The sequence below is a fragment of the Bifidobacterium sp. W8103 genome (genome assembly GCF_016100775.1).
Lineage (GTDB): Bacteria > Actinomycetota > Actinomycetes > Actinomycetales > Bifidobacteriaceae > Bombiscardovia > Bombiscardovia choladohabitans.
In genome coordinates, this window is sequence record NZ_JACFRV010000001.1 from 1,580,651 (window position 1) to 1,598,966 (window position 18,316).

General features: G+C 61.4%; 15 protein-coding genes. 7 read left to right on the forward strand and 8 right to left on the reverse strand.

Going from position 1 to position 18,316, the window contains the following annotated elements:
- Position 1: 1 nt before the first annotated feature.
- The 5 genes from purM to purT form a co-directional block, all read right to left on the reverse strand.
- Entirely contained in the window at positions 2-1,054 is a 1,053-nt protein-coding gene (gene purM, locus H3U90_RS06165; RefSeq protein WP_198177448.1) for a phosphoribosylformylglycinamidine cyclo-ligase, read from the reverse strand.
- 45 nt (positions 1,055-1,099) lie between these two features.
- Entirely contained in the window at positions 1,100-2,605 is a 1,506-nt protein-coding gene (purF, locus tag H3U90_RS06170) for an amidophosphoribosyltransferase (protein WP_198177449.1), read from the reverse strand.
- Between the two features lie 17 nt (positions 2,606-2,622).
- Positions 2,623-6,402, reverse strand: coding sequence for a phosphoribosylformylglycinamidine synthase (locus H3U90_RS06175; protein ID WP_198177450.1), 3,780 nt, complete (start codon positions 6,400-6,402; stop codon positions 2,623-2,625).
- A 79-nt stretch (positions 6,403-6,481) separates the two neighbouring features.
- Positions 6,482-7,234, reverse strand: a complete 753-nt coding sequence (purC, locus tag H3U90_RS06180; RefSeq protein WP_198177451.1) for a phosphoribosylaminoimidazolesuccinocarboxamide synthase — start codon at positions 7,232-7,234, stop codon at positions 6,482-6,484.
- A 77-nt stretch (positions 7,235-7,311) separates the two neighbouring features.
- Positions 7,312-8,613 (reverse strand): formate-dependent phosphoribosylglycinamide formyltransferase, encoded by a 1,302-nt coding sequence (purT, locus tag H3U90_RS06185; protein ID WP_198177452.1) that lies wholly within the window; start codon positions 8,611-8,613, stop codon positions 7,312-7,314.
- A 141-nt stretch (positions 8,614-8,754) separates the two neighbouring features.
- On the opposite strand from purT, the gene H3U90_RS06190 reads away from it, so the two are divergent.
- The 5 genes from H3U90_RS06190 (at position 8,755) to H3U90_RS06210 (ending at position 13,554) form a co-directional block, all read left to right on the forward strand.
- On the forward strand, positions 8,755-9,804 hold the full coding sequence (locus tag H3U90_RS06190; RefSeq protein ID WP_198177453.1) for a methionine ABC transporter ATP-binding protein: 1,050 nt from the start codon (positions 8,755-8,757) through the stop codon (positions 9,802-9,804).
- A complete protein-coding gene (locus tag H3U90_RS06195) occupies positions 9,801-10,481 on the forward strand; it encodes a methionine ABC transporter permease (RefSeq protein ID WP_024626621.1) in 681 nt (226 codons plus the stop codon). Before H3U90_RS06190 ends, H3U90_RS06195 begins: the two co-directional genes overlap by 4 nt.
- A gap of 25 nt (positions 10,482-10,506) precedes the next feature.
- Positions 10,507-11,388: a MetQ/NlpA family ABC transporter substrate-binding protein gene (locus H3U90_RS06200; RefSeq protein ID WP_198177454.1), complete on the forward strand. Its 882-nt coding sequence runs from the start codon at positions 10,507-10,509 to the stop codon at positions 11,386-11,388.
- A gap of 33 nt (positions 11,389-11,421) precedes the next feature.
- On the forward strand, positions 11,422-12,285 hold the full coding sequence (locus H3U90_RS06205) for a MetQ/NlpA family ABC transporter substrate-binding protein (RefSeq protein WP_198177455.1): 864 nt from the start codon (positions 11,422-11,424) through the stop codon (positions 12,283-12,285).
- A 90-nt stretch (positions 12,286-12,375) separates the two neighbouring features.
- Positions 12,376-13,554, forward strand: a complete 1,179-nt coding sequence (locus H3U90_RS06210; RefSeq protein ID WP_198177456.1) for a glycosyltransferase — start codon at positions 12,376-12,378, stop codon at positions 13,552-13,554.
- A gap of 6 nt (positions 13,555-13,560) precedes the next feature.
- Here the strand turns inward: H3U90_RS06210 and H3U90_RS06215 are convergent, their stop codons facing one another.
- Both H3U90_RS06215 and H3U90_RS06220 read right to left on the reverse strand, forming a co-directional pair.
- A complete protein-coding gene (locus H3U90_RS06215; RefSeq protein ID WP_198177457.1) occupies positions 13,561-14,337 on the reverse strand; it encodes an ABC transporter permease in 777 nt (258 codons plus the stop codon).
- Entirely contained in the window at positions 14,334-15,266 is a 933-nt protein-coding gene (locus H3U90_RS06220; protein WP_198177458.1) for an ABC transporter ATP-binding protein, read from the reverse strand. Before H3U90_RS06220 ends, H3U90_RS06215 begins: the two co-directional genes overlap by 4 nt.
- 157 nt (positions 15,267-15,423) lie before the next feature.
- Here H3U90_RS06220 and H3U90_RS06225 point away from each other — a divergent pair, with 157 nt between their 5' ends.
- Complete coding sequence (locus H3U90_RS06225; RefSeq protein ID WP_198177459.1) at positions 15,424-16,116, forward strand: response regulator transcription factor; 693 nt, start codon at positions 15,424-15,426, stop codon at positions 16,114-16,116.
- Between the two features lie 49 nt (positions 16,117-16,165).
- Positions 16,166-17,074, forward strand: coding sequence for a sensor histidine kinase (locus H3U90_RS06230; RefSeq protein ID WP_198177460.1), 909 nt, complete (start codon positions 16,166-16,168; stop codon positions 17,072-17,074).
- 190 nt (positions 17,075-17,264) lie between these two features.
- Here the strand turns inward: H3U90_RS06230 and H3U90_RS06235 are convergent, their stop codons facing one another.
- Positions 17,265-18,314 (reverse strand): NAD(P)-dependent alcohol dehydrogenase, encoded by a 1,050-nt coding sequence (locus tag H3U90_RS06235; RefSeq protein ID WP_101432632.1) that lies wholly within the window; start codon positions 18,312-18,314, stop codon positions 17,265-17,267.
- Positions 18,315-18,316: the final 2 nt, after the last annotated feature.

Genomic DNA, 18,316 nt, shown 5'->3' on the forward strand with positions numbered 1-18,316 from the left:
GCTATTGCTGACGACCGTCTTCGTTAAGAATGACCTGCTGGCCGTTTTGAGCACCTGTCACCCGACCGATCAGGGCGTAGGGCTCCTGCTCCTCATCCAGGACTGCGCGGGTCTGGTCCAGCCGGTCAGGGGAGACGACCAGGACCATCCCAATGCCCATGTTGAAGATGTTGTACATCTCCAGATGGTCGACCCTGCCCATCTCCTCGATCATCGTGAAGATGGGCGGCACCTTCCAGGAATCGAGGTCGAAGCTGGCAGCCAGACCCTCGGGCAGAATCCGGGGTACCTTCTCCACGAAGCCGCCCCCGGTGATGTGCGCCGCACCCCTGAGCAGGCCAGAGGCGAAGAGCGGGCGCAGCGCCTTGACGTAGATGCGGGTGGGCGTCAGCAGTTCCTCACCCAGGGTCCGTCCGCCAAGCTGGTAGGGCCGGTCCTCCAGCTTCATGCCCCCCTGGTCAAGCAGGACCTGACGAATCAGGGAGAATCCGTTGGAGTGGACTCCCGAGGAGGGCAGGCCGATCAGCTGGTCGCCTTCTGTGATGGCCGAACCATCCACCAGGGACTCCCGTTCGACCACGCCCACGGTGAAACCGGCCAGGTCGTACTCGTCGGGCTGGTACATGTCGGGCATCTCGGCGGTCTCCCCGCCTACCAGGGCGGCCCCGGCCTGGACGCAGCCGTCGGCGACGCCCTTGACCACCTGCTCCAGCAGAGCCGGGTCGTTGTGCCCGCAGGCGATGTAGTCCAGGAAGATCAGTGGCTCGGCCCCCTGGGCGATGATGTCATTGACGCACATGGCCACGCAGTCCTGGCCGATGGTGTCATGGCGGCCGGCCTCCCGGGCCACCATCAGCTTGGTGCCCACGCCGTCGGTGCCTGAGACCAGGACAGGGTGGCGGTAGTTGAGTGCAGACAGGTCGAAGTCGCCGCCGAAGCCGCCGATGTCACCGGCGCCCGGCCTATGGGTTCTGGCCGTGTGGGAGCGGATCCTGTCGATCAGTTCGTATCCGGCCTCCACCGATACCCCAGCCTGCTCATATGCCTTCGGCATGGTTGCCCCTTTCTCTGCCCTGTCTGTCCTGCTCTTCGCTGATGCTCATTGGTTGGCTTCCTGCCTGGACCCTGCAGGCATGTCAAGCCCGTAGGATCCCTTGGAGGCTTCCAGCCGGGCCCGGTCCTCTGGGGTCAGCGAGGCCAGGAAGCCCTGCTCGTAGTCGTCAAGCCTGGTTGGGTAGTCTCCGTTGAAGTAGGCCACGCAGAGCCCCTGGTAGGGTGCATCACGACCCAGGCCGATGGATTCCACCAGACCGTCCAGGCTCAGGTAGGCCAGGGAATCGGCTTCGATGGCTTCCCTGATCTGCTCCACGGACTTCTTGGCGGCAATCAGTTCGGATGTCCGTTGGATGTCGATGCCGTAGTAGCAGGGGTAGCGCAGGGGCGGGGAGGCGATGCGCATGTGCACCTCGCTCGCCCCGGCCTCCCGGAGCAGGCGGACGATTCTGCGCGAGGTGGTGCCTCGGACGATGGAATCGTCGATGACCACCACCCGTTTGCCGGCCACGACGCCACGCACTGCGGCCAGTTTCATCCTGACGCCCTGCTCGCGCATGGCTTGGCTGGGTTGGATGAAGGTGCGTGCCACATACTGGTTCTTGATCAGTCCCATCTCGTTGGGCAGCCCGGCCGCCTCGGCATAGCCTGAGGCTGCGGAAAGGGAGGAGTTGGGCACCCCGATGACCATGTCGGCGTCCACCGGGGCCTCGCGGGCCAGCCTGGCTCCCATCCTCTTGCGGGCCGAGTGGACGTTGACCCCGTAAATATTGGAATCGGGCCTGGCGAAGTAGATGAATTCCATGGAGCAGATGGACAGGCAGGTCTGATCGGTATAGCGTTCGATGCTGTAGCCCGAGTCATCCACACGGACGATTTCGCCGGGACCGATGTCCCGCACCAGCGTGGCGCCGACCAGGTCCAAGGCGCAGGTCTCCGAAGCCAGGACGTATGCGCCACCTGGCAGCCGACCCAGCGAGAGGGGACGGAAGCCGTTGGGGTCCATGGCTCCGATCATGGCGTCCTCGGTCATGAGCAGGTAGGCGAAACCGCCGTGGACCTGGCGTAGGGCCTGTTTGAGCGCCGCCATGAACTCCTTCTCGGGGGTGCGGCGGATCAGGTGCATGAGCACCTCGGTGTCGGAGTTGGAGTGGAAAATGGCTCCCTGATCCTCCAGCTGCGCCTTGAGGCTGTTGCAGTTGGTCAGGTTGCCGTTGTGTGCCAGGGCTATGTCCCCGTCATGGAAGCGGAAGACGAAGGGCTGGATGTTCTCGATGGATCCTGAACCGGTCGTGGCGTAGCGCACATGGCCGATGGCCCGGTCCCCGGTCAGCGGTGTCAGGCTGGACTCGTCCGGGAAGACCTGAGTGAGCAGACCCAGACCGCGCCTTCCGATCAGCTGCCCCTGGTCGTTGGAAACGATGCCGGCACCCTCCTGGCCGCGGTGCTGCAGGGCGTGCAGGCCGAAGTAGGTCAGCCGGGCGGCGTCGGGGTGTCCCCAGACCCCGAAGATCCCACACTCCTCGTGGATGCCTTCAAGCTCCAACGACATGGTTTATGTCCTTTCCCCTAGGCGGCAAAGTAATCCACTCCAGACTGGAAGAGCGGCTGCGTTCGTTTTCCGGGCACGTTGAGATACAGGTCGGGACCACTGCGTTCCGTGTGGCCCATCTTGCCCAGCACCCGGCCGTCCGGGCTGGTGATGGCCTCGACGGCCATGTCGGATCCATTGGGGTTGACCAGCGGATCCATGGAGGGACGACCCTGCTCATCTACATACTGGGCAGCCACCTGGCCTCGGTCGATCAGGGTACGCAGGAGGCCAGGCTGCGCCACGAACCGCCCTTCGCCATGGCTGATGGGCATGGTGTGTATGTCACCCACCCGGCAGGCGCTAAGCCAAGGGGAGCGGGTGGAGCTGATCCGGGTATGGACCAGACGGCTCTGGTGGCGACCGATGGTATTGACGGCCAGGGTGGGATCCTCGGGCGAGCCGGTGACGATTTTGCCATAGGGAACCAGACCCAGCTTGATCAACGCCTGGAAGCCGTTGCAGATGCCCAGAACCAGCCCGTCCCGGTCCTGCAAAAGCTCCTGAAGGGCATCGGCAACCTGGCTCGAACGCAGGAAGGAAGCCACCAGTTTGGCCGAACCGTCGGGTTCATCGCCGCCGGAGAAGCCTCCGGGCAGCATCAGTATCTGGCTGTTGCGGATGGCCTGGGCCAGGCGGCGGGAGCTCTCGGTCACGTCCTCGGCATTCAGGTTGCGGATGACCACGGTATCCACTTGGGCTCCAGCGTCCCGGAAGGCCCGTGCGGAGTCGAATTCGCAATTGGTGCCGGGGAAGACGGGCATGACCACCCTGGGTCGGGCGGTCTTGAAAGTTCCCTTGGCCCTGCGCACTGCAGGCCTGCCGGACTGGCGGTCGGTGCGCCCGATGGTCGGCACCGGGTCGCCTTGGCCTCGGTACGGGAAGATGGATTCCAGACCTTCGGCACGGATTTCCTCGAGCTCGGCCAGGTCCAGATCTTCGCCGCCGCAGCGAAGGTGATAGCCCTCGCGAGTGTGCCCTAGCAGGCGCAAATGCAGGCCGGAATCCTGAATGAACAGGGACTCCGGACCCGAGGCCTCCAGGATGAAGCTTCCATAGGCGGGGCGGAAGAGCGCCGATACAGCAGTGTCTGACGCCAGATCCAGCCCGATTCTGTTACCCAGGCACATCTCCATCAGGGACTGGGCGATGCATCCGTAGCCCGGAGTGGCTGCAGCATCCACCAGGCCCTGGCTGATCAGCGCCTCCACCTGGTCCATGACGGTCCGTAGGCTCTCCGCATCGGGCAGCAATCCGTCCTCCCGGTATTCGGGGGTCAAGAGGTAGACCTGGCGGTCGGCGGCCTTGAATTCTGGGGAGACTGCATCCTTGGCCTGTCCCAGGGCCACAGCAAAGCTGATCAGGGTGGGCGGCACATCCAGGTCCTCGAAGCTGCCGGACATGGAGTCCTTGCCGCCTATGGCGCCCACGGAAAGATCCAGCTGGGCCTGGAGGGCTCCTAGGACGCCGGCCACAGGCAGACCCCAGCGCCGGGGGTCATCACCGGGCTTGGGGTAGTACTCCTGCAGGCTCAGGTGGGCCCGGGAACGGCTGAAGCCAGAGGCCACCAGCTTGGCCAGGCTCTCGACCACGGCCAGGTAGGCGCCTGTGTAAGGGTCCTGGCTGCTGATCCAGGGGTTGAATCCCCAGGCCATGGCCGAAGCGGAGGTGGTGTGCCCATCCACCGGCAGCTTGGCCACCATGGCCTGGGCCGGAGTCAGCTGTCGGGCTCCACCGAAAGGCATGAGGACGGTGCCTGCGCCGATGGTGGAGTCGAACTGTTCGGCCAGACCCTGCTGGGAGCAGACGTTGATGTCCGTAAGCAGGGCCCTCATGCGCGCATCCAGGCTGCCTTGGACCTCGAAGGGGGCGTGGTAGGGAGCGGGGACCGCCACCTGGGCATCGGCCTTATGCGGGGCGCCGTTGGAGGCCAGGAAGGCTCGGGGGATATCCACGATGGTCTTTGACCGCCAGGTCATCCGAAGCCGGGGTTCTTCGGTGACCTCGGCGATGACGGTGGCCTCAAGGTCCTCCTGTCGGGCGTAGTCGATGAAGGCGGGCGCGTCTTCGGCAGCCAGGGCTACGGCCATGCGTTCCTGGCTCTCGGAAATGGCGATTTCGGTCCCGTCCAGCCCCCGGTACTTGAGTGGCACCCGGTCCAGGTCCACGCTCAGTCCGTCCGCCAGCTCGCCTACGGCCACGGCAACGCCGCCGGCTCCGAAATCGTTGCAGCGCTCAATCAGCCTGGCTGCCTCCGGGCGGCGGAAGAGGCGCTGGAGCTTGCGCTCCTCAGGCGCGTCGCCCTTCTGCACCTCGGCTCCGCAACGTTCCAGACTCTGCTCGTCCTGGGACTTGGAAGCCCCTGTGGCGCCGCCGATTCCATCGCGGCCGGTCCTCCCGCCGACCAGGATGATCAGATCACCGGGGGCGGGTCGACGGCGGATCACATGGTCGGCCGGGGTGGCGGCCACCACAGCACCCACTTCCATCCGCTTGGCCGCATAGCCGGGGTGGTAGATCTCCCGAACCTGCCCGGTGGCCAGCCCTATCTGGTTGCCATAGGAGGAGTAGCCATCGGCCGCCTGACGGACGATCCGGCTCTGAGGCAGCTTGCCAGGCAGGGTCTGATCCAGGGGCTGACGGGGATCTGCTGCTCCGCTGACCCTCATGGCCTGGTAGACGTAGCCCCTTCCGGACAGTGGATCGCGGATGGCTCCGCCGATGCAGGTGGCGGCACCGCCGAAGGGTTCGATCTCGGTGGGATGGTTATGCGTTTCATTCTTGAAGAGGAAGAGCCAGTCCTGATCCTGGCCGTCCACGTCCACCTTGGTTCGGATAGTGCAGGCGTTGACCTCCTCGGACTGGTCCATGTCGTTGAGGATGCCGCGCTTCTGCAGGTACTTGGCTCCGATGGTGGCCATGTCCATCAGGCATTCCGGGCGGTCCTGGCGGCCCAACTCCGCGCGAATGGCCCGGTAATGCTCCAGCGCGGCGCGAGCCCGGGGGTCGTCCGCCTTGATCCGCTCCAGCCTGGTGTTGAAGGTGGTGTGCCGGCAGTGGTCGGACCAGTAGGTATCGATCACCTTGAGCTCGGTCAGCGTGGGGTCGCGCTTCTCCTGACGGTAGTGGTCCCGGCAGAAGCGGATATCGGGCAGATCCATGGCCAGGTCCAGCTTGTCGATCAGCGCTTCCAGTCCAGGATCATCCAGATCGCGGAACCCGTTTAATACCGGCACTGGATCCGGATCGTCATCAGGCATGGCCAGGGTCTTGGGCAGCTCCAGCCCCACCACCCGGGAGTCGACCGGGTTGACCAGGTAATTGCGGATTGCCTCGATCTGCTCGGCATTCAGGTCGCCCTGGAGCAGATAGACGGTGGCCGTGGCCACCAAGGGGCGGGCGCCCTGACCGATCAGCTGGACACACTGGGCTGCGGAGTCGGCTCGCTGATCGAACTGACCGGGCAGGGGGGCCACGGCGAAGAGCATGGGAGAGTCCAGCGCTGGCAGATCCTCATCGCCCTTCATGCGCAGGGCCTGCTCCAGTTGCGTGGCCACCAGGTCGGTCTGGGGCTGGGCGAAGACCGTGGGCAGGCAACGTTTGAAGAGGTCTTCGTCGATTCCTTCCAGATCGTAGCGGTTGATCATGCGCAGGCCGGTCAGCCCTTGCACGCCCGGCAGGGTGCGGAGCTGTTCGGCAAGCCTTTCGGCGGCCTGGTCGAAGCCCTGCTTTTTCTCGGTATAGACACGGAAGAGCACAATGGATCCTTTCGCGATGGACTGGTTGGGGACCAATGAAAAACCCGGAGGCGATATGCTCGCTTCCGGGTCCACCGATTCAGCTGTTCGATTGGCTTTCGCGTTCCTCCAATTCGGTCAGCCCATCCAGAATGGTTTGATAAGCCGGAATGATGCTGCCCAAATCCCTGCGGAAGATGTCCTTGTCCAGGTGGGTGACATGGCCGTTATTATTGTTGTCAATCGCCCAGAGCCGACAGGTGTCGGGGGTGATCTCGTCGCCGAGAAGGATGATGCCCGATCCGGTCTTGCCCATTTCGATCTTGAAATCCACCAGCTCCACGTTGATGGCGCGGAAGATGCCGGTCAGAGCCCCGTTGATCTCCCGGGTCTTGGCGGCGATGATGTCCAGATCCTGCTCGGTGGCCAGTCCCAGGGCCAGAATGTCATCCCGGTTGATAAACGGATCATCCAGGGGGTCGGACTTGTAGAAGAATTCCAGCACCGGCTGCTTCAGGGCGGTGCCCTCCGCAACCCCATACCGTTGGGCGAAGGAGCCTGCAGCCCGGTTGCGCATGACGATCTCCAGGGGGAACATGTCCAGCCGACGGTTGAGCTGTTCGGTATCCGAGATGCTGCGTACGAAGTGGCTGGGGATGCCCCGGCGGGCCAGCAGGGAGAATATCACCGTGGTGATCCTGTTGTTCAGTCTGGCCTTGCCTTCGATATTGGCCTTCTTGGCCCCGTTCCCCGCGGTGGCCTGGTCTGTGTACTCGACCCAGAGTATGTCCGGGTCATCCGTCTCGTACAGTTTCTTGGCCTTGCCTTGATAGCGCATTCCCAACTTTTCCATTGTTCGCCTTCCTCGAGTTTGTTGCGAATTGGAAACTTCTGCACTGCTTGGGACACGACCACCATAGCAAGCCCGGGTTACATCCCCGCGCCCACTCGTGGTTTCAGATCGTTGACCACGGCTTCGGCACGCCCGATGGCGGTCTGCAGGTCAGGACCCAGGGCCAGGGCCACGCCCATGCGACGCTGGCCATGCACTTCGGGCTTGGAGAAGATGCGCAGATCAGTGCCTGGGTGGTCCAAGGCCTGCGGCAAACCTTGGAAGCTGACCGGTCCCTGGCCCCTGACCAGGATGGGTCGGCTGACCGCGCATGTGCCTTCCGGCAGATTCGGGGCCAGATCCTCCTGGTGGACGGGAATGCCCAGGATGGCCCGGGCGTGAAGGTCGAACTCACTGAGCCGTTGGGAGATCATGGTCACCATGCCGGTGTCATGCGGGCGGGGAGCCACCTCGTTGAAGAGCAGCGAGCCATCGCGCAGGACGAAGATCTCCACACCGTAGATCCCCCAACCAGTCTCGCCACTCTGGCGGGCCAGGGAGGTCATGGCACCAACCAGCCGGGTGGCCATACTCCGGGCCTGCTGTAAGATGTCGGGATTGAGCTCCGCCGGTTGCCAGGAGAGGCGATAGTCCCCATCCTCCTGACGCTGGCCGATGGGTGTGCAGGTGGCCACGCCGGCAGAGGAGGCCACGGTCAGAACAGTCAGCTCATGGGCCAGGGGGGCCAGGGCTTCCACAATGACCTCGGCCTTGCCCTGGTGCCTGGTGGCCGCCCGGCCCTGGGTCAGTGCCGAATTCCAGGCTTGCGACAAGCCCTCCTTGCTTCGCACCAGGGTTTGTCCGTGGCCGGAGGAGCTCATCAGGGGTTTGACCATGCAAGGGTAGCCCACCTGATCCGCCGCGCTGGCCAGCTCTTCGGGGGAGTCGGCAAATCGGTAGGGGGTGGTGGGCAGGCCCACCTGCTCGTGGGCGAAGACGCGCAGGGCCCGGCGGTCCATACACATGGCCGCCAGTGGGGCGGCAGGCACCACCTGGATGCCCCGGGCCGCGGCGCCGACCAGGCGGTCTGTGGCGATGGCCTCGACCTCTGGCACGATCAAATCAGGCTGGACCTTGTCGATCAGGTCCTCCAGGGCCTGCGGATCACTCATCTTCACCTGGTAGCCGGCATGGGCCACCTGGGTGGCCGGTGCGCCAGGGTAGGAGTCCGCCGCACCTACCCAGGCACCCAGTCGCATCAGGCTGATGGCAATCTCGCGGCCGAGTTCGCCGGCTCCCAGGAGAAGGACTCGTGTAGGTCTTGGCCCCAGAGGAGAGCCGAACGGTCGCTCCCCGGGATTGATGGTGTTGATAATCCGCTGCTGACCGGATGCGCTCATACCCACATTCTGCCACCGACCCGTAGACCAAGCAGGCCAAGTATCGATACATGCCTATAAACGACATCTATAGAGGCCTTCTTGTCCACTGGCCGCCGGGACGATTACCATGTCATGCAGTCGACCAGGGAAGGCGGGAACGTGAGCGAGCGGACACCGGCGGTGCGGATGGAGCACCTGACCAAGACCTATCACAGCGACGACGAAGACAAGACGGCACTGGCCGACATCGATCTGACCGTCGAGGCTGGGGATATTTTTGGCATCATCGGACTGAGCGGGGCGGGCAAGTCCACACTGGTCCGCTGCATCAACGGGCTGGAGGATTATGACTCGGGCAGCGTCAAGGTCCGCGGCCGCGAGGTCAAGGATCTGTCACCGGCTGAGTTGAGGGACCTGAGGCGTCGTACCGGCATGATCTTCCAGCACTTCAACCTGATGCCTTCCAGGACGGTGGCCGACAATGTGGGTCTTCCTCTGCGGGGGAGCGGACACGACCGTGCCTCTCGACGGGCCCGGGTGTCGGAGCTTCTGGAACTGGTAGGGCTGACCGAGCTGGCCGACCACTATCCCGCTGAGCTCTCCGGCGGCCAGCAGCAGCGCGTGGCCATCGCCCGGGCCCTGGCCAACGAGCCGGATATCCTGCTCAGTGATGAGGCCACCAGCGCACTGGATCCGACCACCACACGCTCCATTCTTCAGCTGCTGCGTGACCTGCACGACCAGCTGGGCATCACCGTGGTCATGATCACCCATGAGATGTCGGTCATCCGGCAGATCTGCAACCGGGTGGCGGTCATCGACCAGGGTGTCATCGTGGAGCAGGGCAGGGTCTTCGACGTCTTTGCGGATCCCAAGGCCCAGCTGACCAAATCCTTCGTGGCCACAACCTCCAACCTGGACAAGGTCAAGGATCTGATGGCCGCCGATTCGCCCCTGGTGGCCCTGGAGCCCGGGCAGATCCTCATGCGCATGTCCTATGTCTCCAAGGAGGTCTCCGAGGCCCTGGTCTCCACCATCAGCCGTCGCTACAACCTGGACGTCAACATCATCTTCGGCGACATCGATGTGGTGGAGGGGGCGCCCCTGGGTGGACTGGTGGTCAGGATGGGCGGCGACGCTGAAAATATCCGCCAGGCCATGGAATACCTGCGCTCGCGCAACATCGGAATCGAGGTTCTCAAGTCATGACGTCCCTGCTTACCACCTGGTTCCCCAACGTCATGAGCCGGCTGCCGGAGTTCTTCAGCAGTATGGTTCAGACCCTGGTCATGGTCGGCGTCTCCGGGGTGATCTCCTTCCTGCTGGCTCTGGTCATCGGGGTGGGACTGATCATCAGCCGACGCGATGGCATCCGTCGCAACGGCCTGGTCTTCACCATCCTGGACAAGTTGATCGACCTTTTCCGCTCCATCCCCTTCATCATTCTGGCGGCGGCCCTGGTTCCGGTCACCAGGATGCTCATGGGCACGGCCATCGGGCCCAAGGGGGCGATCTTTCCCCTGGTCGTGGGCATCACGCCCTTCTTTTCCCGGCAGATCGAGTCGGCCCTTGCCGGTCTGGACCCTGGGTACGTCGAGGCGGCGGAGTCCATGGGCATGACCACCTGGCAGATCATCTGGCATGTCTACCTGCGTGAGGGCATCCCCTCCATCATCCGGGTGACCACCATCACCATCGTCAGCCTGGTGGGCGAGACCGCGACCGTGGGCATCGTGGGCGGCGGCGGTCTGGGCGACTTTGCCATTCGCCTGGGCTACCAGCGGTCCATGAACGACGTGACCATCGCCACCATCATCGTTCTGGTCATTTTCATCGCCCTGATCGAACTGTTCGGCCGGCTTCTGGCCGAGGTCGTCGAACACTGAACAACCCGGGAAAGGTCAGATTATCGTGGTCGGTCGCAGTCACGTCGGCAAAAAGAACAGAGCCAAGATCCAGCTGGCGGCGCTCAGCCTGGTCATCGTCCTCCTGCTGGCGCTGGTGGTCGGTACCGATGTCCGTCTGAACCAGGTGGGTGCCGATGTCAAGGTCGTCAAGGTCGGCGTCATCGGCAGTTCGGACGATCAGATCTGGAAGGCTGTCCAGGCGGAGCTGGATCGGCGTGGCGAACGCGTCAGGATCGATCTCAAGCCCTTCCAGGATGCCATCTACGTCAACCAGGCCACGTCCAACCGCGAGGTGGACTTCAACGCCGCCCAGCATTACGCCTACCTGCAGGACGACGTGAAGACCAACCACTACCAGCTGGCCGTGCTTGGCAATACCTACATCTCGCCCATGAACCTCTATTCGCAGCGCTATGCCAAGCCCTCACAGTTCCAGGACGGCGACCGGGTGGCCATCCCCAACAACGCCACCAACATGGGCCGGGCCCTGAAGGTCCTTGCCGATGCCAAGCTGATCGGGCTGCGCGACCCCAAGGCCACCAACCCGCTGCCCGAGGATGTGGTGGACAACCCCAAGCATCTGCGCATCGAGCAGGTGGATCCGGCCGGCATCCTCAACCTTCTTCCTGATTATGCGGGTGGGGTCACCAATGCCAACTTCGTGGTCGATGCGGGTCGCAGCGTGCACGATGCCATCCACGAGGTTCCCTACGACCTGCAGAACCCGGCCAACAAGCCCTATATCAACATCATCGTCACCACCAAGGATCAGCGGGACAACCCCACCTATGCCGCAGTGGTGCGCGCCTACCATTCCAAGCCCGTGGCCGACACCATCGTCCGTGTCTACAAGGGCGCCTGTCTGCCGGCCTTCAAGGTTTCCTGATGCGATAGGTTCCAGCAATGAAGGAGGACGGATATGAGCACCAGAAGAACCAAGGCCAAACGAGAGCTGGTGGCTGTCTCGGTCGTCATCCTGGTGGTCGCCGTCCTGATGGGTGTGGCCTATGTCAAGGTCAACCAGCCCGAACGTGGCCAGCGGGAGATCAGCATCGGCCTGGTAGGCGATGCCGATGAGGAAATCTGGAAGGCTGTTCAGCACGAGTTGGACCAGCGCCGGGCCGGCATAAAAATTAAGCTCCGGTCCTTCCAATATGGGCGTTACGCCAATCAGGCGCTGTCCAACGGGGAGATCGACCTGAATGCCTTCCAGCACTACGCCTTTCTGGAGCAGGAGTCCAAGCAGCACGGGTACCGGTTTGCCGCCATCGGCGACACTTACATCTCACCCCTCAACCTCTACTCAAAGAAGTACCGGAGCGTTGACCAAATTGGCTATGGTGAGCGTCTGGCCATACCCAGCGATCCCATCGACCTGGGCCGCTCCCTGAAGGTGCTTGCCAGCGCCGGGCTGATTGGGTTGCGCGACCCCAAGGCCACCACGCCGGTTCCTGAAGACATCGTCGACAATCCGCGCGGGCTGGTCCTGGACCAGGTAGATCCTCCGGGAATCGTCAAGGTCCTGCCCGACTATGCGGCCGGCATCACCAACACCAATTTCATCCTGGATGCCGGCATGAAGATCCAGGATGCCATTTACCAGGTGCCCGGCGATCTCAAATCGCCAGCCAATCACCCCTATGTCAACATCATCGTGGCCAGGCAGGCCGACAAAAACGACCCCGCATACAAGGCTCTGGTCTCCGCCTACCACAGCCGATATGTGGCTGACGCCATCAACCGCTACTACCGTGGGGCAGCCGTCCCGGCCTTCTCCTACTAATATTGGGTGCAATTAGTGGGTGCAATCGGGTCGTCGCCCTGTCTTGGTCCGGCCCAAGGCTGCTAATGATGGACAGCGGAGGGAGCGCTGATGAGGGATCATGATCGCCTGACGCTGGCCCTGGTTCTGGACTCCTTCGGCAACAGGGGCAATGGGACCTCCAACTCCGCCATCCAATACGCCCAGGGTCTGGAAGCGTTGGGACACCAGGTCCGCCTGGTGGGGGTGGGTTCGACCGACTATCCGGCACGGGTGCATCGAATTCCTCTGGTCTCCCGTGTGGCGGCCAGGCAGCAGATGAGCTTCGCTCGTGCCGATCCGGAACTCTTTCGAAGAGCCTTTGCCGGTGTGGACCTGGTCCATATCTACGAACCTTTCGCCTTCGGCCGCGCCGCCCTAGCGCAGGCCAGGTCCATGGGTATACCGGTTACCGCCGGGTTTCACATCCAGCCTGAAAACATCACCTATTCCGCAGGCCCATTGCGCTGGTTGCCCGGGGTGGACGCGGCTATCTACCGGCTCTTTCGGTTCTGGCTTTACGATCATGTCGGGCACATCCACGTTCCCACCCAGCTGACTGCCGACCTGCTGCGCTCGCATGGGTACAGGGCCCGTCTGCATGTCATATCCAACGGGTACCAGCCCAGATTCAACCCCGGTGACCGATATGAGCGGGACCGAAACGAGCGGCTGCAATCCGGACGACTGATCCAGGTCGTGGCCTCTGGCAGGCTGGCCCGGGAAAAGGACCATCTGACTCTGATCCGTGCCCTGGCCTTGTGCAGGAACAAATACAGAATCCGCTTGACCATAGCAGGCACAGGCCCCATGGAGCGCCGGCTGAAGGCGGAGGCATCCCGGCAGTTGGACGGCATGCGGGTCTCGATTGGATTCCACCAGAACGCGACCATGCCCGACCTGCTCAGGCGGGCCGATCTGCTGGTCCATCCGTCAATCGCGGATCTGGAATCGGTCAGCGTCCTGGAGGGGATGGCCTGTGGCGCAGTCCCGATCATTGCCCGATCCGACCTGAGCGCCGCAGGACACTTCGCCCTGACGCAGCATTCGCTCTTCCCGGTTGGCAAGGCCTGGGCGCTGGCTGAGCAAATCGACTGGTGGATAGACCATCCTGATGCCCTTGCAGTCTGGTCCGGACGCTACGCCGAACATGCCAAGGAACATTATTCCCTGGATGCCTCCGTCAAGGCCTTTGCCCATATGGCCATGCAGGCCGTCAGCGATCAAAGAGCCGGAGCAGGTATAGCCTGACCTGGCTTAGATCTCCTGCTTGGATATGATCAGAGCCGATCCGATGATGGCCGCCAGGACCACGCCCACGGATGCTCCGGCATAGATCCAGGCCTGATCGGCCTTCAGAGTGTTCAGAACGATCTGTTCGCCGAACCCGACGAAGTCGAAGTATTTCAGCCACTGCCATTTTGCTGTCAACTCTACGAGGCCGATCAGCACGGGCCATATCACGATCACCACCGCTGGGGCTACCAGGGATTTGGCAATGATCAAGAGGACAATGCCCAGACTGATGATGACGGAAATGCAGAAGCTCACCAGTAGGGTCATGACGGCCACATCCTTGCCCAAGACGCCCCAGTCGGCCCCCGGCTTCCTTCCTAGAGCCAGACCGGTGATCAGGATGGTGATGAAGTAGCACAGGGTCAGGAGGATGATGTCAATCAGGATGGTCACGTACTTGCCTAGGATGAACTGTATTCGTGAGATGCCTGATGTCAGCGTGTTCTTCAAAGTGTGCTGGCTGTATTCCGAACCAATGACGATAACGAAGACCGCGATGTAAAAGTAAACCAGGGACGAGGCGGAGGCGACACCTGCTTGCAGGCCTGTTCTGACTGTCCAGCCCTGGCGTTCGATTTCCGACAGTTTATGAGCGTATTCTTCGCCTCCGGTGGTGATTCCTATGGTCGTCTTGCCCCATGTGGTCACTATGCCGAGGACCACAGTGGCAATCAGCAGAAGCAGCATGCCGATGGATCGCCGCTGCCTGTAAAAGTCGGCCCTGATCTGGTTAATCATTGTTGTCTCCTAAGCTCTTGAGGGTCCTTGTTCAGCAGATCCGCGAAATATTCCTCCAGCGATCCCTTCTGCTGGCCGATCTGATTGACCAAGATGCCTTCCTGAACCAGAAGACTGTTGATGGGTCCCGGTTCCAGATTCCCTTGCTTGATCAGAATCTGATGGTCGTCAAGGACTTGGAAGGGGCCGATTCCCTTGCGATCCAGGAGCATAGCGGCCTTGGAGCTCTGGTCCACGTCGATCAACAGTCCATTCTGATTGATCCGATCCAGTTCATCCTTGTCTACCTCCTTGATCAGGCGACCGTGGCTGATGAATCCGAACCGGGAGGAGACCAGGTAGAGTTCGCTCAGAATGTGACTGGAGATGAGAATGGTCGTCTGGCGCTCCTTGTTGAGCTTGTCCAGGAGTGTTCTGAATTCCATGATTCCTGCCGGGTCCAGGCCGTTGATGGGCTCGTCCAGAATCAGGAAATCGGGTCGGGTGAGGATGGCCATGGCCAGCCCCAAGCGCTGACGCTGGCCCAGAGAGAGGTGACCGGCCCGAGTCTTGGCCTTTTCGCTCAGGCCGACGAAGTCGATGGTCTGATCGATGGCCTTGTCGTCGGCCAGCCCGTGCTGGATGGCTGTCAGCTTCATGTTCTGGCTGACGGTCAGTTTTTTGAAGGCGGCTGGTGCCTCAATGACCGAGCCTATTCTGCTCAGTATCCGGCTGTCCTTGCCAATTGTGTGCCCCATCAGCCTTATGGTTCCCTTCTGTATGGGGGACAGTCCGGTGATCAGACGCATCAGGGTGGTTTTGCCAGCGCCGTTCTCGCCGATCAGCCCGTAGATCTCGCCCTTGTTTATGGAGAGGCTGAGATCGTCCAGTGCCTGGAAGCGGCCGAACCGTTTGCTGACATGGTTAATATCCAGAATGGTATCGTCCATGGAATTCCTTTCCCTGTGTCGCTGCCTTAAAATCTAAAGTGCCTTTCTTAAGTGCTTGGCTAAGAAATCATTAAGAATTTCATAAATCCGATTGGGCGAGATCGGCATCGTTAGGCGGCTTCAGTAACATGAGAGTGACCTGCGAAAGGAAGAAAGTATGCCGACGATTCTGGTCGTGGAGGATCAGGAGGACATCCAGTCCCTGCTCAAGGATGTGTTGGGAGGGACCTACCGAATCATCCAAGCGACGACTGGCGCCCAGGCCTTGGCCCGCTTCCAGCAGGAGGAACCCGACCTGATTCTTCTGGATCTGATGCTCCCCGTAGTCACCGGGGACAGCGTTCTCAAGTCCATTCGGCATATGTCGTCAGTGCCGGTCATCATCCTCACGGCCGTCCAGGACAAGACCAGGACCGTCAGCCTCCTGGAGCAGGGCGCCAATGATTATGTAACCAAGCCATTTGACATCGATGAGCTTCGCGCTCGCGTACAGGTTCAGCTGCGCCAATCCGGGGCACTGAAAGCGGATGCGAATGCAACAGGTGAATCCGACACCAAAATTTGTTTCGAGGGGATCGAGCTGGACCGGATGGAGCACACGGTCAGCGTTGATGGGCACCGGGTCGAACTGGCGCGCAAGGAATTTGCCATTCTTGAGCTTCTGATGGATCATCCGCATCGGGTTTTCGAGAAGGAGGACCTCTACAGGCAGGTTTGGAACCAGCCATACATCAATGCCGAGAATACACTCAATGTGCACCTGAGCACCTTGCGGACCAGCCTGAACAGATACGCCGGCAGTCAGCGCTACATCGTGTCGGTCTGGGGCATCGGCGTTCGCCTGGTCTGAATTCGGATGGAAGAAAGAACGATGAATAAGGGTCGTCGGAGGTGAATTCGTGAAGGTGGCCGCACTTGTTTTGGGTCTTGTCGCCCTCGCCCTGGCGATTGGCCTGATAATGCTGATTACCGACCTCAAACGGATCAGTGATGATCTGGACTTCATCAACCATGCCGACACTAATGCCTTGGTAACCACTGGGTCCAATATCGGGCTCATTCGCACTCTGGCGGATAGGATCAACGCCGTTCTGAACAAGACCAGACGGCTGCAGATCACCCAGGCTGAGCAGAACAAGCAAGTCCGGCAGATGCTGACCAATCTGACCCATGACATCAAGACCCCTTTGACCGTGGCCAGGGGATACGCCCAGTTGCTCAAGGAGGGATCGGCTGATCAGGAGCAATTGGGCAAGATCCTCAACAACCTGCAGTCGGTGGATCACTATCTGCATTATCTGATGGATTTCAATCTGATACAGGAAAAGAGCGTGAGCCTGGATCTGACCAGGGTGAACCTATCGGCATTGGTTCAGCAGGAGCTCTTCAATGCCTTCGATTCTCTTACCGCGCGGTCCGTCACGGTGGAGCCCAGAATTCAAACTGGTGTGGAAATTACGACGGATCAGACCATGATGAGTCGAATAATTCAGAACCTGATTGGCAACTGGCTCAAGTATGCGGAGAAATCAGCCTGGGTGGACCTGTACAAGAGTGAAGATGGACGAATTCATTTGGACTTCGGCAACAAGACTACGGGTGGAGCCGTCGATGTGGACAGGCTCATGGAACGGTTCCAGACAGATGACCAATCACGGACCAAGATCAGAAGCACAGGTCTGGGTCTCAGTATTGTCGATTCCCTGGTGGATTCGCTCGGCGGCTCCATGAGCCTGGAATCGGCGGCCAACGGAATTTTCTTGGTCCACTTGCTGCTGAGTGATGCTCCCCAATCGAGTGAAGGATAAATACTGTGGGTTCAAGATCCCTTGGTGAGATGCTGTGGCCTGTCACGGCCTTCATGACAAGGCCGTGACAGGCCACAGTGTCTGTAGACGAAGAATGGTATCAGCTCATCGATCTGATTGTGCTCAAATCCGATTGTGCTTAACCCCAATCGATAGATGAGCTGCTTCTCCGTCTAGGATCAAGGGAAAATCAAGCCTTGGTGTGGGGGACTATGACGGCCCTGGCTGAGAGCTTGTTGTCGACCAGCTTGTGGTAGGCATCCAGAGCATTGTCCAGCGAGTAGGTTTCAATCTCGGTCTGGATCTGGCCGTGGCGATACATGTTGGCCACATCGTAGAGCTCAGGAATGGAGCCCCAGTACACGCCCAGCAGCTCCTGCTCCCAGGGCTTGGAATACCAGTCGTATTCCGCCTTGCCGCCGGCGATGCCGACCACGGTCACCCGGGATCCCGGGCCGCCCGAGGCCTGTGCGGCAGCAATGGTCGGGGCCACACCCACGAAATCGAAGGCGGCATCCACGCCCTCGCCATGGGTGATCTTCCTGATGTTCTCCACCTGGTGCTCGTCGCTCATAACGGGAATGGCACCCTTGGCCTCAGCCTTAGCCAGAGCCTCCGGCTTGGTGTCAGTGGCGATCACGGTGGCGCCGGTCAGAGCGTGCAGAATCTGAATGGCGATCTGGCCCAGCCCGCCCAGGCCAATGACCAGAGCGTACTTTCCGCCGCCGTTCAGGTGGGGCATGGCAGCCCGGATGGCGTGGTAGGGAGTCAGAGCCGCATCAGCCAGGGGTGCTGCGCCGATTGGATCCGCATCGCCCAGCGGCACCAGATTGCGGGCAGGGACAGTCATGTACTCAGCCATGCCGCCGTCGCGACCCAAACCCAGGGCCAGTGACTTATTGGTCGCGGCGCTGGAGCAGTAGTTCTCCTGGCCGGCCACGCAGTGAGGGCAGTGACCGCATCCGGTGGGCCCGTAGACGATGTAGGCATCACCCTTCTTGAAGCCCGTGACATCGGGTCCTACCTCTTCCACCCAGCCAGTGGTCTCATGCCCCAGAATGAATGGCGGCTTGGTGTGGCTCCCGGTTTCTGGGGTGTAGTCCTGGAAGACGGAGACGTCGGAATGGCAGCAACCTGCTCCGGCCACCTTGAGCAGAACTTCGCCGCTCCCAGGGGTCGGCTCCGGCACTTCCTTGAGGGTGGGGAAGGTATTGAATTGTTCGAAAACAACGGCTTTCATAA

What these genes read in the sequence shown, in the direction of transcription:
- purM (WP_198177448.1), bottom strand. Translation starts at nt 1,054, where the DNA reads ATGCCGAAGGCATATGAGCAGGCTGGGGTATCGGTGGAGGCCGGATAC.
- purF (WP_198177449.1), bottom strand. Translation starts at nt 2,605, where the DNA reads ATGTCGTTGGAGCTTGAAGGCATCCACGAGGAGTGTGGGATCTTCGGG.
- purC (WP_198177451.1), bottom strand. Translation starts at nt 7,234, where the DNA reads ATGGAAAAGTTGGGAATGCGCTATCAAGGCAAGGCCAAGAAACTGTAC.
- purT (WP_198177452.1), bottom strand. Translation starts at nt 8,613, where the DNA reads ATGAGCGCATCCGGTCAGCAGCGGATTATCAACACCATCAATCCCGGG.
- H3U90_RS06195 (WP_024626621.1), top strand. Translation starts at nt 9,801, where the DNA reads ATGACGTCCCTGCTTACCACCTGGTTCCCCAACGTCATGAGCCGGCTG.
- H3U90_RS06205 (WP_198177455.1), top strand. Translation starts at nt 11,422, where the DNA reads ATGAGCACCAGAAGAACCAAGGCCAAACGAGAGCTGGTGGCTGTCTCG.
- H3U90_RS06210 (WP_198177456.1), top strand. Translation starts at nt 12,376, where the DNA reads ATGAGGGATCATGATCGCCTGACGCTGGCCCTGGTTCTGGACTCCTTC.
- H3U90_RS06215 (WP_198177457.1), bottom strand. Translation starts at nt 14,337, where the DNA reads ATGATTAACCAGATCAGGGCCGACTTTTACAGGCAGCGGCGATCCATC.
- H3U90_RS06220 (WP_198177458.1), bottom strand. Translation starts at nt 15,266, where the DNA reads ATGGACGATACCATTCTGGATATTAACCATGTCAGCAAACGGTTCGGC.
- H3U90_RS06225 (WP_198177459.1), top strand. Translation starts at nt 15,424, where the DNA reads ATGCCGACGATTCTGGTCGTGGAGGATCAGGAGGACATCCAGTCCCTG.
- H3U90_RS06235 (WP_101432632.1), bottom strand. Translation starts at nt 18,314, where the DNA reads ATGAAAGCCGTTGTTTTCGAACAATTCAATACCTTCCCCACCCTCAAG.